Genomic DNA, 13,535 nt, shown 5'->3' with positions numbered 1-13,535 from the left:
ACATACAAGCACGGCGACCATGGGTTAGCCTGCACGCGGGAGGAAACGCATGCACCGAAAGATAGTGAGTACTGCGGCGGTGCGACTACTGTTGGCCACTACGCTTTCATTGACGTTCCCTTTGCAACCTACAACGCGCGCGGCCAGCGACGACGGGCCGCCCGCGTGGGCTTATCCGGTGACTCCGCCGGGATTCAAGCTTCCGCCAGACGACGGCAAGCTTCATCACGTGCCGGACAGTTCAGCCGCTTTCACGACGGCGCAATTGCAGGATCGTTTCTTCCCCAAGGATTGGCATCCTGATGATCATCCCCCAATGCCCGACATCGTCGCATATGGCCGGAAACCTGATGTCCTTGCGTGCGGGCATTGTCACCGGGCCGACGGAGCTGGTGGTCCCGAAAATTCAAGCCTCGCCGGGCTGTCAGCCGATTACATGCGCCAACAGGTGATTGATTTCAGAGATGGAGCACGAAAGAGCTCAGTCCCCCAACGGATCCCGGTTGCGCTAATGGATGCGGTTTCCAGGGCCGTAACCGATGATGAGGTGGCGAAGGCGGCAGCGTATTTTTCCTCGTTGAAGCCGAAAAAGCACATCAAGGTCATTGAGACTAATACCGCCCCAAAGACCTATGTGGCGTGGTTGATCTATGCGGTTTCAAAAGATGGGGGTTCGGAGTCGATTGGTCGGCGTATTGTCGAAGTGCCCGATGATCTCGATCAGTTCGAGTCTTACGATAGCCATGCCGAATTTACCGCGTACGTACCGGTGGGCAGCGTTGCAAAGGGAGAAACGCTCGTTATGAGCGGCGGAGCCGGCAAGACCGTTCAGTGTGGGATATGCCATGGCCCCGACCTCAAGGGCCTCGGTCCCATACCGGGCATCGCCGGTCGCTCGCCAAGTTACATTGTTCGCCAACTCTATGATTTCAAACATGGCGCGCGCGCCGGACCGTGGAGTGCCCTCATGGCCGGGGTTGTTGCCAATCTGGACGAGGAGGATTTCGTGTCTCTAGCGGCCTATCTAGCTTCTCGGGAGCCATGAGACTGAACCGGAAGTTAGCGGAGGTAGCCTCGGATGTTGAGAACGGCGTTCGGTGGCAGGATCCCATGCTGCTGGATGCCGCGCCACAGCCGCATCACAGGGAGGGGCCATGCGTTTGCCGCGACGCGATTTAATCGCCTTCATCGGAGCTGCCGTAACGTTGTGGCCGCTCGCCGGCGCAGCGCTGCCGGCAAAAGTGCCGACGATCGGCGTGCTCGTCGTCGGATCACCCGCCTCGGAACGCTTTTGGCGGCTCTTTCAGCAAGACATGCGCGAGTTCGGCTACATCGAAGGAGGAAACGTTCGATACGAATTCCGATCGGACATGGGGCAAGCAGCCCGGCTTCCCGCTTTGGCTGAGGAGATGGTGCGGCTCCAGGTGGACCTGATTGTGGTTTGGTTCACGCCGGCAGCTCTCGCCGCCAAGCAAGCAACGCATCAGATCCCGATCGTGATGGCACTGGTCGGCAATCCGGTCGAGACGGGGCTCGTCGCGAGCCTCGCCAAACCCGGCGGAAATGTCACCGGATGGCCGCCATCGGTGCGGAACTGGCAGGCAAATTGGTGATATCATCCGGCAACTGATGCCGGCGGCGCGTCGCATCGCGGCGATGGCCAATATGCCCGATCCCTTCTCAAAGCCGTTTTTGCAGCAGGTCGAGAGCAACGGGGCAGCAGCCGAGGTCACGATCGATCCCGTCATGATCCACAGCAGCGCCGAGCTCGACGCTGCCTTTTCAGCATTGGACAAGGGGCCTCCGGACGCATTGATCGTCCAGCCCAGTTTGCCGATCCGGCGGGTTGCCGAACTGGCGGTCCGCTACCGACTGCCGGCGGTGTTCTTCGTTCGCGATTTCGCAGACCGGGGCGGCCTGCTGAGCTATGGGTCCGATGAGGCCGATGCGTACCGGAAGGCCGCAATCTACGTCGACAAGATCCTGAAAGGCGCCAAGGCCGCCGGGCTGCCCGTGCAGCAGCCGACGAAGTTCGAGCTCGTGATCAACCTGAGGACGGCGAAGGCGCTCGGTCTGACGGTGCCGCAATCGATGCTCATCGGGGCCGACGAGGTGATTGAATAGCGCTCTTTTGTTGCAATGCATGAGTCCGGAAGTGGCCCTTCGCGACCATTCGCGCGGCACGGGGAACGTCCGAAGTGGAGGTGAGACCAGAAGTCACCCGCTAACGCTCAAACCGACGCTCATGACCCCAAGCCGTCCTGCGCCACGCGCCGCATTTGCGACGCAGCATTTGCACACGCAGTCGGTACGACTATCGAAACGTGATACTCTGCGCCCCATCGTCCTCAAGCCTTGATGAGGATCGAATGAAGCGGCGGGAGTTCATAGCGTGCACTGCGGCGCTGCTTGTTTCGCCACCGGCTTCCTGGGCTCAGGGGGCTCGTCGCCGACTAGGTTTTCTTGCCATAGGCGATGGGAGCGGGAAGGCCCTTAATCAAGCCGAGCTTAGGTTCCCTGAAGCGCTGCGAAGCCTCGGCTGGATAGAGGGAAAAAATCTGGTCATCGAGTATCGCTTTTCCCAACCCGCGGATCGACTGGCAGCTTCCGTCGCCGAGCTGATTGCTTTCAGTCCCGATCTGCTCATCGCTCCGGGACCGCAAGCAGCCATAGCCCTGAAGTCGGCAACGGCCACCATTCCGATTGTCTTCGTGGGTGTGGCCGATCCAGTGAAGCTCGGCCTCGTGCAAAGCTTGGCGCGACCGGGTGGCAACATGACGGGCTTTTCGACCATGGTACCGGATGATTTCCTTGAGAAACGTCTCGAAATTCTCCGCGAATTCGTTCCCGGCGCCTCGAAAATCGCGCTCTTGGTCAATCCGGACAATCCGATGCAAAGGCTGTATCTCGCGGAAGAGATACCACGCATAGCCCGGAAGCTCGGTATTGCTCTGCTGCCAGTTGAGGCGACCACGGCCGACGAACTCGACGTCGCCTTTGCGTCCGCCACCGCCCAGCGCGCCGATGCGATAATCGATTTTGGCGATCCTCTCACCTATGTGCAGGCTCCGCGAATTATCGCGCTCGCGGCGAAGTATCGTCTGCCGGCAAACTATCTGTTCCGACATTACGCCAATGGCGGTTTGTCAGTGTACGGTGCCGATTCAGGCGACCTGCTCCGCCGCGCAGCTGGCTATGTGGACAAGATACTCAAAGGTGCGAAACCTTCCGACCTGCCGGTAGAGAGGCCAACCAAATTCGAACTCGTGATCAACCTGAAGACGGCCAAAGCGCTCGGCCTCACCGTGCCGCCGTCGTTACTTGTTCGGGCCGATGAGGTGATCGAATAGAGATGCTTTTTGCTGCAGCGCGCGAGTCCGGTTATGGCCCCAAGCGGCCGACCCGGCATGTCGGCTAGACGTCCGCTCCTTGGGGGCGAAGCGGACTCGATATGCTCCACCCGAGTTCTTCCGTGCGTGACCCGAAGCCGCCGATTTTTAAGCCGGCGCTTGCGGCAGGGGGCAAGGACCTGTGAGGGGTCGGACCTCGCGCCGATTCAGGAATTCGATGCCTCTGGGCACCTGGTCGCTAGTTTTGGCTCCAGCATGTTCGAATGGCCGCACGGTCTATTTTCCGCCTCCGACGGAACGGTTTGGGTTACGGACGGCAAGAAGCAAATCGTCGTGCAGTTGGCGCCGGACGGTCGCGTGCTAAGGACGCTCGGCAAGCCCGGCGTAGCTGGCGACGGACCCGATGAGTTTAACAGTCCGTCCGACGTTCTTATCGCCCCGAACGGCGATATCTTTGTCGCCGACGGCCACGGCGATTTTCCGGTGCCGGAAACCAACGATCGTATCGTCAAATATTCGAAGGACGGAAAATTCATCAAAGCCTGGGGCCGCCATGGTTCGGGACAGGGGGAATTCGATGTACCCCATGGTCTCGCCATGGATTCGGCCGGACGCTTGTTCGTCGCCGACCGGGCGAACAACCGCATCCAGATTTTCGATCAGGATGGAAAATTCCTGGCAGAATGGAAGCAATTCGGTCGCCCGAGCGGGGTGTACATCCGCGATGACATAATTTACGTGACCGACTCGCAATCGAATGAAAATGTGAACCCGCCGTTCCAGCAGGGCATCCGCATCGGTAGCGTCAGGGACGGCAAGGTGACCGCCTTCATCTCAGATCCGAACGAGGAAATGCCGGAAGGCGTCGCTGCCGACAAACAGAGCAACGTGTTCGGCGGCTTCACGCAGCTTCCTGACATAAAAAAATACGTCAGAAATTGATCGTGGTGAGCGGCGAAATCGCGGTGTGCCGTGCTCGGCTTGGTGCCGTAACATCGCAAGAAGGGCCAGGACCCGTTTGTGGGTTCGTGGGCCGTCACGATCCAATTCAGCAACCAGTTCCTCTTGATCTTGGTGATGTCGGCTTCTGGCCCCCATCGCGTCATCTCGCTGCCGCGCAGTAAGTAGGTCGCTTTCGGGGAAAAGCAGGCATCGAGCGGCGGGCGCAACCCGTAGCTTCGGTCGAAGATGACCCTGGCTGTTCTCTAATTCCGGGCGTGAGGTCAAGCTCTCCTTGAACATCCTTGCCGGGTCCATGGTTCTCTCCGCGGTAGGGGCGTGCCCTCCGCATGATGGCGTAAGATGACGTTAGCGGATCAATGTGTGAAGCGCGCTTTGCCCTTCCGAGCACCGCAAAGCCAGGGGCGATCTCACCAACGCCAGCGTCCCGGCAGGGACGTTCGCTCCCGCTGTTCGGCGGGAACTCGTTATCCTTTATGCAGGCTGATCAGCAGCATCCTTTGATGACCATTTAAATTCGGTACCATCGATCCACATCCGATGCAGAATGACAGCAAGTTTTCGGGCAACTGCAACCTTGGCTTTGCGTAGCCCGCTTCGTTTCGCAAGCCGAATGCCCCACGCTTTGAGTGTTGACCATTTTGCTACGCGTGTGAGCAGCACATTGGCTGCCTCGTAGAGGTAACTTCGCAGCATCTTATCACCGCATTTCGAGATTCGGCCCGTCCAGTCAATCTCGCCGGATGCGTATCGGCGGGTCGTTAGCCCTGCGTAGGCTCCGACGCTTCGTGATCTCTTGAAGCGAGCGGGGTCATCGATCGTCGCAAGGTAGCAAAGGGCCGTGACCGGGCCGATGCCAGGAGCCGTCTGGAACCGTCGCACCTGAGCATTGTTGCGAGCCAGCCGCAGCACCTTGCGGTCAAGGTCCACAATCTGTTGCTCGACGGCCTCGCGTGCCTTCAGCAATGGATCTACCGCGGCAAAAAGCTCTGACCGATCCTCGGCCAACTGCGCGGCACGCACAGCAAACATATTCATCTTTGCTCGTCCGATGACAAGCCCAAGATTCTTGAGGAGCCCCCGGATTTGATTTTCGATATCCCGCTTGATCTTGACGAGCAGAGCTCGACTGACAAGAAGGGCTTTGGTCGCATGACTGTCGAGATCCTTGACGCAAACCTCCTTGTACCAACTACATTGCATGATACGCGCTATGCCAGCAGCGTCATTTCGGTCGCTCTTGTTGATCTGCATCTTCAGAACCGCCTTCGCATGCCTGGCGTCAATGCAGATAGCGGGTAACCCGATCTTATTCAGCTCGGTCCACAGCCATGTCGACGTTGCTCCAGTCTCGAGTCCAATCCGAACGACGTGTGGCGCGTGCAATTTGATGAACTTCGCGGTCGCCTCCGGGTCAGACGTAACCACCCCTTCGCGCTCGACCTTTCCTGTCCGATCGACGATGCAGATCGAAGTCAGTTTCAGTGACACGTCTAATCCGACATAGTGCTCCATTGCCTCTCTCCGTCATTGCAAGGCCCTGAGGTAGGCCTCGTCGAGTCCTGGAGAGCTGATTCCCAGAGCCTGAGTATGGCTCCGAGCTCGGAATTACCCCATGTGTAAAAACGCGAGAAGGCGAAAGACAGATAGAATAGCGTTCTTCAGTTCGCCGTCTAACTGGAAATCGCTTGCGAACATGAGCGCTAGATCGGCTTGGACGAACAACTTCTTCTATCGCTCTCATCCATCTCGGCGTTTTCACACAGCCAAGACCCGTAGCCGACCTAATGCGGCCAAATTCGAAAACCCCCTTCTGGACGTTCCTAGGGAGGTGGCCGTGCGCTGCATGTTCGGGTTTGGCGCCATCGTATTCGCTGGTGCCGTTGCCACGCCGCTAATCGCTGACGAAATCCCGCGGCCAAACGACGCGACTGACTCCTTACGGACATACAGATCGTATGCTTCATCCCGGTCGAGGCGCGCGGGCCGCCAAGCATTGCGGTTACGAAACCTTGTGACACCGTCAAACGTACCAGGACGCGCGAGCTTGAGGGTTGGTACAACACAGGCGATCTGTGGGCATTGGCCGCGGCCATGTTGCTGGCCGTCGTGCAGCTTACCCTATCCAGTGTGCTGACACTCCGTCAGCTAGGGGGCGCTTGGGTTGCAGGGCCTCGTGAAGAACCGCGCGAGGTTACAGGTGTGAGCGGACGTTTTGTTCGGGCACACCATAACCTGCTTGAGATATTTCCACAGTTCCTCGCCGCCCTGTTTCTGGTGCATGCAGCTAACGCCGTCGGCTCGCTAGCGACAATCGGGGCTTGGACGTTCGTCGTCGCCCGGCTGCTTTACGTTCCTGCGTACGCCTTCGCGCCTCCGGGTGTACGGCCAATCTGTTGGCTCGCCGCACAGGTTGGGATTTTCACGATCGTGGCCGAGTTGTTCGTCTGAGCACGCCGGATAAGCACGGGTCGCCGAAATCAGAAGCTGGAGAACCATCGACGCCGGGGTTGGGTGCGCGAATTCGGCTGAAGCGCTGCCGCACTAGAGCTTAACCGCCTCTCGTTAGCAGAACCCGCAACTCTCCCAAAGATAGCCGCCGAGATGGCCCTCTCGGTTCTGGCCTATAATCTGACCCGAGCAATGAATATCCTCGGAATCAGGCCGCTGATCGCCTCGATCGCGGCTTGAGGTCAACGTGGGCACTGATCGCCACCAACTCGCCAACATGGCCAGGAAGGCTCGCGACGAGACGTCTGTCGAGACGCTCGAAGTCGTGGCAGACCGCGGCTATTACGATGGCGAGGAGATCAGGGCCTGCGAGGAAGCCGACATCACGGTGACGTTGCCGAAGCCGATGACTTCGGGCGCCAAGGCTGCTGGCCGCTTCGGCAAACAGGGCTTCGTCTATGTCCCCGCCGACGATGTTTATCGCTGTCCCGCCGGCGAGCGGCTAACTTATCACTATACGAACGTAGAGGACGGAAAGACACTGCGCCGCTATTGGACAAGCGCCTGTAAGACCTGCGCGCTAAGAGCTCAGTGCACGACAGGTCCCGAGCGCCGCATCTCACGCTGGGAGCATGAGGCCGTTCTGGAAAAAGTTCAGGATCGGCTCGACCACAACCCCAATGCAATGGGTGTCCGCCGTCAGACAGCGGAGCATCCGTTCGGCACGATGAAGTGTTGGATGGGAGCAACGCACTTTCTCACGAAAAAGCTGCCAAAGGTGGTCGCCGAGATGGCGCTCAACGTGCTCGCCTACAACATGAAGCGCGTGATGATGATTGTAGGCGTAGGCGGATTGCTGGAGGCGATGCAGGCGTGAGGCCGGCCTCTGCGCGACCAAATCGGCGCCTGCACGAAGCTCCCGGTTGCCACCGAGATGACAGGAGATCGATTCCACCGAATGAGAAGCTCGGCGGCCGCAATGCGCCGGGGCTCCCCAAGTTGCCGGATTTTCACACGGCCTGGGCCATTATCGGACTAACGCGCTGCAGCAAAAAGCATCTCTATTCGATCACTTCATCAGCCCGAACAAGTAAGGACGGCGGCACGGTGAGGCCGAGCGCCTTGGCCGTCTTCAGGTTGATCATCATTTCGAATTTGGTCGGCTGCTCTACCGGCAGATCAGCAGGCTTGGTGCCTTTGAGGATCTTATCGACGTAGCCGCCTGCACGGCGGAACAGATCGGCTATATCGGGGCCGTAGACGATCAATCCGCCCTCGGCGACTTGTCGGAAGAGATAAATCGCGGGCAGATGATCCTTCGCCGCGAGCGCGATAACTCGCGGACCCTCGACCCAGGTCAGAGCATCGCCGAAAACAATTATTGCATCGGCGCGCTGAGCGGCGGCCGAGGCAAACGCAATATCGAGTTCCTCGGCCGTGGTCGCCTCGACTATCGGGAGCGCCACGCCAAGGTTTCGGGCGGTGCTTGGTATCTCCTCGGCTAATAGCAGCCTGTGAATTGGGTTGCCCGGATTGACCAGGATCGCAATCTTCGAGGCGCCAGGAACCAGTTCCCGGAGGATTTCTATTCGTTTTGCAACCCACTCGCCTGGCACGTAGGTCGCAAGACCCGTTATGTTGCCGCTTGGCCGCGACAGGCTCTCGACGAGGCCGAGCGCCACGGGATCGAACACAGCCACGAATACGATCGGAACGGTAGCAGTTGCCGATTTCAGGGCTAGCACTGCTTGCGGTCCCGCGGCGATGAGCACATCGGGATGGAGCGGAATCAGCTCGGCAGCCAAAGCTGGTGCGCGATCCTGAGGCTGTGCGAAACGGTAGTCGATAGTCAGATTTCTTCCATCTATCCAGCCGTGGTCTCGTAGCCCATCAAGCAAGGCAAGCTCGGCTTGATTGGGAGCCCGCCCGCTCGCGTCACCTAGAGCGAGAAAGCCAAGCCGACGGCGAGGCCCCTGCGCCCAGGCACGCCTTGGCGAAACGAGCAGCGCCGCAGTAGCTGCTATGAACTCCCGCCGCTTCATTCGATCCTCATTGCAGCTTGAGGACGGTGCAGAGTATCACCTCTCGATGGTCGTGGCACCAGGCGGGTTGTCCGTTGCAAACGCGAGGGCACATGCCCGCTTCGGGTTAAAAGGCGATATCGTTCGGACTTAGAGGCACTTCTGCTTTGCTCCCCAAAGGCGGATATCGTCCGGCCCGCTCGACATGGCCGTTGCGGGCCAAATCCGGACTCATGCGCCGCAGCAAAGCGGATCGCTATTGGGAGCGAATCTGGGTGGTTCAAGCATCGGCAGCGGCCGAGGGTAAACTCGGCCGCTGTCACGTGATGTTAGCAAAGGCATTTAGGCGTGCGCCGACATCAGCGCGCGCTCACCGCTTTCGGGTGCGTTGAGCATGAAGGTGACGAGGAGAACCGCAGCACCGTTCGCCCAGTAGTACCAGGCGTCCAGCCCCTGCAGGCCGAGCACGAAGGGCACGGCGACGAAAACAATGCCGACGAGGCGGTCAACCGCGACATGCAGCCCATATGGTAGCACTCGGACTACACCGGTCTTGTGATCGGTGAACAGGGTCAGAATGAGGGCGGCGACGCCGGTTGCGACCGACACCCAGAGCGCCAGCGGATTGCCATGGCCGAGTCCGAGCAGGAACGGCGTTGCCATCAGGCTCAGCGCGACGGGATAGTCGAGGAAGGCGTGAACGGTCTTTGTGACGAAACGGATATTCATGACACTCTCTCCAGTTGATCAAGGCCTGCGTAGGCCCGGTGGGGACTTGCACACCGCTCATATGGAAGACTATGGGTGATGCCGGGTGCCAATAATTTTGCTGATCGTCCCGATGGACCCTTTTGCTGCCCTGTTCGCCCACGTGACGCCGACGGCCCGGAAGTTCTTCGCCGGGAACCTGTGCCAGACGTTGCAATTCACTGGTGTGGGTCATTTGCACCTGTTCAAGGCAGGCGCGCTCAGGGTCACCCGGAGCGGAGAAGCCGATCTTGAACTCGTTGAGCCGACCCTGCTTTTTTTACCGCGCGGGCGGACCCACAGTTTCGCAGTTGATCCCGAGCGCGGAGCCGACCTCGTCTGCGCGACCGTCGAACTCGGGGGTGCGGAGGGCAACCCGATTGGGCAGGGCCTACCTGAATGTGTGGTCCTGCCGCTCGCTGCGCATCCGGCGCTGGGCCCGGTTTGTGATCTGCTGGTCGGCGAAGCCTTCTCAGAGGGTGGTGGCCGCCAGGCGGCGCTCGACCGGCTGTTCGACTATCTCCTGATCCTGATCGTGCGTCACGTCGTCGAGAGCGGCGCCGTTTCGACCGGCGTGCTCGCCGGGCTCGCCGACCCACGCCTGGCCAAGGCGCTGACCGCGATGCACGAGGCGCCGAAGAAGCCTTGGAAGCTTGAGGATCTGGCCGACGTTGCGGGCATGTCACGCACGCGGTTCGCCGATCATTTTCGGACGCTGGTCGGCCTGACGCCCATTGAGTACCTGACGGTCTGGCGCATGACGATCGCGCGCCAGCTTCTCGGCAAGGGCAAGCCGGTCAAGAGTGTCGCGGCGCAGGTCGGCTACGACAGCGCGGCCGCCTTCTCCCGCGTGTTCAGCCGGGTGACCGGGCAGCCGCCGCGCGAATTCGACGCGCTGCGGGATGGATCTCGCTAATCGATGAACTCGGCACTAAGCGTCCGTACAATCAACGGCATGCTTACGGGAGCCTTGCGGCGAGAATTGAAATTAATTGGTCCGCGTCGCGCATGTCCGGTCGGGGTCACGAGCAGTAATGCTCTGACTGAGCGTAAGATTTCCGCTTGGCCGTCAGAAGCTGACATCTACGCCTTATGAGCACACCTACTACCCATGCCGACGCTCGGGGTCGATTTCGATTTCTCGCAGATCAAGCAGCACGCATGGACCTCGGCGCGACCGCGGATCAAATCCCCTACATCATGGCGACCACGCTCAACATGGCCGCCGAGAATACTCGGTCCTATCTGATCGAGACGACGTGGCCGACGTCGGTTACCGTCCGCAATCGTTCGTTCATGAATGCTGCGTTGACCACGAAAGGCTCGCGCGCGACGAAGGGCGATCTGACGGTCGAGATTTATGACAAGCTCAGTCGGGCGAACCTGTCCCTGCATGCCAAGGGCGGCACCCGGCGCGCCAAGGGCGGCAACCTCTCGATTCCGTCATCGGTCAACGTGCAGCGGACGAGCGGCGGGACCGTGCGGACGCAGCAGCGGCCGAAGAACTTGCGGAACAGCTTCAAGCGCGGGCGCTTCATCTTCCAACGCCAGAGCCGATCGACCCGCAAAGCGAAGAGCCGCATCAAGCTGATGTATTCGCTGCGGTCCTCGGTCCCGATCCGGCAAGACGTGCCGTTCTACAAGGACTTCGCCGAGGTGATGCGGCAAGAGATGACGCTAAACCTCGCAATCGCGGTCATCCGGGCGATGTCGACCCAGCGCCGCTAGCATGGAGAGAGCCATGGCAGGCAAGCCGAAAGAGGACGAGCACGAGGACCGGCGCCATGCGGACAAGCCGCCGGCGGATCAAGCCGAACAGAAGCAGACGCCAACGTAAGATCCCCCGCCCGGCGTCCCGCCTTACAAGGACTAGGCCGTGGTGATCCAGTGCGTTGCGCGAGATCGATCGGTCAACCGCCTCGATCCCGAGTACCTCGCGCAATGGCGCGGCTACTATCGCAACATCGTCGAGCGATACGTCGCTGGCGCCCTGTCATGGACCGAGGCGCACAATGGGCTGGTCTCTCTCGGCTTTCGCGACGCAGCGCTCAAGATCGAACTGCTCGAATTGGACAAGGCCCGCGCCAAGCAAGGCCTCGGCCCGACGCGCGAACGTGAATTGACTTGTCAGTATGGTTCGCCAGTTTGGACGGGCTAACGCTTTGACCTCAATGCCGAGGAGGTTCAGATGCGCACTCAGGCCTTGCTGATCCTGGCGACCGTGGCAGTTTTGACGTCGGCGCCTGCTCTGGCTCAGACATATGATCCGAACTATCCGATCTGCCTACAGGCCTATCGCTTGGGTGGAGGCTACATCGACTGCTCCTATACGTCACTGGCGCAGTGCAACGCGACGGCGTCCGGGCGCGCCGCCCAGTGCTACGCCAATCCATATTTTGCGTATGCGCCAATGCGACGGCAGTCTCGTCGGGTCTACTAAATTCGGCGCTCGTCGCGGATTCGCGCGGCACCGATCCTCCGCTACATGATCGGCTGGGATCGCCGGCGCGTGCTCGGATATGCCGACCGCAAAGGATGGCGCCCGACGTGGATCGATTGACCCTGCCGAGGGCCATCGATTGCAAAGGTACTTTGGGAAAGCCGACGCGGGACCGCGAACCTTGCGCATATCAGGGCCTTTCCGTTTCGGGCTTTGATTGAGCCCCGGAGCCCGGGAAACGGCCAATAAACCGGCAAATCATCGGACCTGAAATGGACGCTTTGATCGATAAAGCCACCGTTGAGGTATGGCCGATCGGGCGCCTGCGGCAGAAGCGCTCCTATGTCATCGCGGACAATCGGCTCACCGACGCGAGCGATTGGGATGACGAGATGCTGCGGCTCGAATTGACCGACCTTCTCGAAGGCGGCTTTGAGCTATCGCTGACCGGCATCACGGAAAGCGAGTTGTCGCGCCTGTCGGTTGGCGTCGGGGAGCTGGAAGCGATGCCGGAGGGCGAGCGGTCGCCTTACCGGCAACGGTACTCGCCTTTGGTGCTCGGCCCGATCGCCAATTCAAGACGCCGAAAGCCAGCCCCGCACCCAGAACACGTCGCGTCGCCCTTTTTCATACAAGCCCCGTAAACACCTCGGTGCTGCACCCTAGCATGGGTGATGGCGCTTTGATGGCTCACCGGCCAATTAGTAATATTATTGCGGCCAGTAGCAGAGCAACGCCCCGATAGCAGGTACAACGATCCGCGCGGTCTCATTCTTCATGGGACCAGAATTTACGAGAGGCTGGACCCGTTTGGCGAGGAGCATCTTTCCCGAGCGAGGTTTGGCTCTCACCAAATGCCCGGGACGAGCCGCCATCGGACCCGCGCGGCGTAGTCCGAATAGCCCGCAAGCTCTACGTGAAGAATTCGATCCTCGGTGATGGCGCGATGGAGCAGAAACGGCAGGCTGAAGATCACAACGAGCGCGGCCGCGAGCCACGATCCAAGTGCAGGTCCGCTTGCGGCTATGATCAGTATCCCGGCGGTGTATCCAGGATGGCGGACGAAGGCGTAAGGCCCCGTGGTAACGACGTACTGGTCGGACTGGATGCGAATGACCGAGGAGAAGAACCGGTTCACGTGCATCGCCCATAGTGCCAGGGCGTAACCGGACCCGACCGTGAACAGACAAATGCCTTGCAGCCAGCCGGGCACGTCGTCGCTCCAATGGAAACGGCCACGGTCGAGCCCGGCAACGATCCAATGCATAAACAGACCCAGCGAGAAGACTTTCAGCGCGAGTGGCGGCTTCATGCCGCCCGGCCGCATACGTTCGCGCAAGAGGTCTGGATCGAGCATCGCGAACGAAACGATCATGACGACGGCAAAGATTGCGAGATACGCCCAAAAGCCCGGGATGGCGACCGTGCCAGCTGCGACGAATAATGCGGCGGCCGCGGCGACCACGAACAAGCCTGCGTTGAGGTAAGCCGAGACTGGCATCCGCTACTAACCATTTCAGAAGAAGCGAAGTGGTGCCAAGCATGATCCTAGATCGCGTGGTCGCT

General features: G+C 60.1%; 15 protein-coding genes and 1 pseudogene. 12 read left to right on the top strand and 4 right to left on the bottom strand.

Annotation, left to right across the window (positions count from 1 at the left end):
* Positions 1 to 49 precede the first annotated feature (49 nt).
* The 5 genes from BLV07_RS33330 (at position 50) to BLV07_RS33310 (ending at position 4,292) form a co-directional block, all read left to right on the top strand.
* Positions 50 to 1,045, top strand: coding sequence for a c-type cytochrome (locus BLV07_RS33330; RefSeq protein ID WP_143035558.1), 996 nt, complete (start codon positions 50 to 52; stop codon positions 1,043 to 1,045).
* Positions 1,046 to 1,154: 109 nt separating this feature from the next.
* Positions 1,155 to 1,613 carry an ABC transporter substrate binding protein gene (locus BLV07_RS49815; protein WP_091894401.1) on the top strand — a complete coding sequence of 153 codons (459 nt, stop codon included), beginning with the start codon at positions 1,155 to 1,157 and terminating at the stop codon, positions 1,611 to 1,613.
* Positions 1,564 to 2,124, top strand: coding sequence for an ABC transporter substrate-binding protein (locus BLV07_RS49085; RefSeq protein ID WP_091894399.1), 561 nt, complete (start codon positions 1,564 to 1,566; stop codon positions 2,122 to 2,124). The genes BLV07_RS49815 and BLV07_RS49085 overlap by 50 nt, the downstream gene beginning before the upstream one ends.
* A gap of 245 nt (positions 2,125 to 2,369) precedes the next feature.
* Complete coding sequence (locus BLV07_RS33315; protein ID WP_091894397.1) at positions 2,370 to 3,350, top strand: ABC transporter substrate-binding protein; 981 nt, start codon at positions 2,370 to 2,372, stop codon at positions 3,348 to 3,350.
* 255 nt (positions 3,351 to 3,605) lie between these two features.
* On the top strand, positions 3,606 to 4,292 hold the full coding sequence (locus tag BLV07_RS33310; protein WP_210187833.1) for an NHL repeat-containing protein: 687 nt from the start codon (positions 3,606 to 3,608) through the stop codon (positions 4,290 to 4,292).
* Positions 4,293 to 4,784: 492 nt separating this feature from the next.
* Here BLV07_RS33310 and BLV07_RS33305 read toward each other — a convergent pair whose 3' ends face one another.
* A complete protein-coding gene (locus tag BLV07_RS33305) occupies positions 4,785 to 5,825 on the bottom strand; it encodes an IS110 family RNA-guided transposase (protein WP_091894393.1) in 1,041 nt (346 codons plus the stop codon).
* Between the two features lie 579 nt (positions 5,826 to 6,404).
* Between BLV07_RS33305 and BLV07_RS50425 the strand changes: the two genes are divergently transcribed.
* Positions 6,405 to 6,761: an MAPEG family protein gene (locus BLV07_RS50425; RefSeq protein WP_091894391.1), complete on the top strand. Its 357-nt coding sequence runs from the start codon at positions 6,405 to 6,407 to the stop codon at positions 6,759 to 6,761.
* Between the two features lie 244 nt (positions 6,762 to 7,005).
* Positions 7,006 to 7,638 (top strand): annotated as a pseudogene (locus BLV07_RS33295) (transposase); the annotation flags it as partial.
* A 184-nt stretch (positions 7,639 to 7,822) separates the two neighbouring features.
* On the opposite strand, the gene BLV07_RS33290 reads toward BLV07_RS33295, so the two are convergent.
* Together BLV07_RS33290 and BLV07_RS33285 are read right to left on the bottom strand one after the other, a co-directional pair.
* Positions 7,823 to 8,803: an ABC transporter substrate-binding protein gene (locus tag BLV07_RS33290; RefSeq protein WP_091894389.1), complete on the bottom strand. Its 981-nt coding sequence runs from the start codon at positions 8,801 to 8,803 to the stop codon at positions 7,823 to 7,825.
* A gap of 321 nt (positions 8,804 to 9,124) precedes the next feature.
* Positions 9,125 to 9,511: an SPW repeat domain-containing protein gene (locus tag BLV07_RS33285; protein ID WP_091894387.1), complete on the bottom strand. Its 387-nt coding sequence runs from the start codon at positions 9,509 to 9,511 to the stop codon at positions 9,125 to 9,127.
* Positions 9,512 to 9,608: 97 nt separating this feature from the next.
* Here BLV07_RS33285 and BLV07_RS33280 point away from each other — a divergent pair, with 97 nt between their 5' ends.
* The 5 genes from BLV07_RS33280 (at position 9,609) to BLV07_RS47885 (ending at position 12,613) form a co-directional block, all read left to right on the top strand.
* Positions 9,609 to 10,445, top strand: coding sequence for a helix-turn-helix transcriptional regulator (locus tag BLV07_RS33280; RefSeq protein WP_244551285.1), 837 nt, complete (start codon positions 9,609 to 9,611; stop codon positions 10,443 to 10,445).
* A 245-nt stretch (positions 10,446 to 10,690) separates the two neighbouring features.
* A complete protein-coding gene (locus BLV07_RS33275; RefSeq protein WP_091894384.1) occupies positions 10,691 to 11,257 on the top strand; it encodes a hypothetical protein in 567 nt (188 codons plus the stop codon).
* A gap of 148 nt (positions 11,258 to 11,405) precedes the next feature.
* Positions 11,406 to 11,687: a hypothetical protein gene (locus BLV07_RS33270; RefSeq protein ID WP_091894382.1), complete on the top strand. Its 282-nt coding sequence runs from the start codon at positions 11,406 to 11,408 to the stop codon at positions 11,685 to 11,687.
* Positions 11,688 to 11,717: 30 nt separating this feature from the next.
* Complete coding sequence (locus tag BLV07_RS33265; RefSeq protein ID WP_091894380.1) at positions 11,718 to 11,969, top strand: DUF3551 domain-containing protein; 252 nt, start codon at positions 11,718 to 11,720, stop codon at positions 11,967 to 11,969.
* Between the two features lie 272 nt (positions 11,970 to 12,241).
* Positions 12,242 to 12,613 carry a hypothetical protein gene (locus BLV07_RS47885; RefSeq protein WP_176945919.1) on the top strand — a complete coding sequence of 124 codons (372 nt, stop codon included), beginning with the start codon at positions 12,242 to 12,244 and terminating at the stop codon, positions 12,611 to 12,613.
* A gap of 203 nt (positions 12,614 to 12,816) precedes the next feature.
* Here BLV07_RS47885 and BLV07_RS33260 read toward each other — a convergent pair whose 3' ends face one another.
* A complete protein-coding gene (locus tag BLV07_RS33260; protein WP_091894378.1) occupies positions 12,817 to 13,470 on the bottom strand; it encodes a methyltransferase family protein in 654 nt (217 codons plus the stop codon).
* Positions 13,471 to 13,535: the final 65 nt, after the last annotated feature.

Source organism: Bradyrhizobium sp. Rc2d (assembly GCF_900099855.1).
Taxonomy (GTDB): Bacteria; Pseudomonadota; Alphaproteobacteria; order Rhizobiales; family Xanthobacteraceae; genus Bradyrhizobium.
Note: the sequence above shows the minus strand (reverse complement) of the source record. Positions and strands in the feature narration are given on the sequence as shown.

Bases quoted from the DNA above. Each gene is read 5' to 3' on its own strand.
- BLV07_RS33330 (WP_143035558.1), top strand. From the start codon at position 50: ATGCACCGAAAGATAGTGAGTACTGCGGCGGTGCGACTACTGTTGGCC.
- BLV07_RS49815 (WP_091894401.1), top strand. From the start codon at position 1,155: ATGCGTTTGCCGCGACGCGATTTAATCGCCTTCATCGGAGCTGCCGTA.
- BLV07_RS49085 (WP_091894399.1), top strand. From the start codon at position 1,564: ATGTCACCGGATGGCCGCCATCGGTGCGGAACTGGCAGGCAAATTGGT.
- BLV07_RS33315 (WP_091894397.1), top strand. From the start codon at position 2,370: ATGAAGCGGCGGGAGTTCATAGCGTGCACTGCGGCGCTGCTTGTTTCG.
- BLV07_RS33310 (WP_210187833.1), top strand. From the start codon at position 3,606: ATGTTCGAATGGCCGCACGGTCTATTTTCCGCCTCCGACGGAACGGTT.
- BLV07_RS33305 (WP_091894393.1), bottom strand. From the start codon at position 5,825: ATGGAGCACTATGTCGGATTAGACGTGTCACTGAAACTGACTTCGATC.
- BLV07_RS50425 (WP_091894391.1), top strand. From the start codon at position 6,405: ATGTTGCTGGCCGTCGTGCAGCTTACCCTATCCAGTGTGCTGACACTC.
- BLV07_RS33290 (WP_091894389.1), bottom strand. From the start codon at position 8,803: ATGAAGCGGCGGGAGTTCATAGCAGCTACTGCGGCGCTGCTCGTTTCG.
- BLV07_RS33285 (WP_091894387.1), bottom strand. From the start codon at position 9,511: ATGAATATCCGTTTCGTCACAAAGACCGTTCACGCCTTCCTCGACTAT.
- BLV07_RS33275 (WP_091894384.1), top strand. From the start codon at position 10,691: ATGGACCTCGGCGCGACCGCGGATCAAATCCCCTACATCATGGCGACC.
- BLV07_RS33265 (WP_091894380.1), top strand. From the start codon at position 11,718: ATGCGCACTCAGGCCTTGCTGATCCTGGCGACCGTGGCAGTTTTGACG.
- BLV07_RS47885 (WP_176945919.1), top strand. From the start codon at position 12,242: ATGGACGCTTTGATCGATAAAGCCACCGTTGAGGTATGGCCGATCGGG.
- BLV07_RS33260 (WP_091894378.1), bottom strand. From the start codon at position 13,470: ATGCCAGTCTCGGCTTACCTCAACGCAGGCTTGTTCGTGGTCGCCGCG.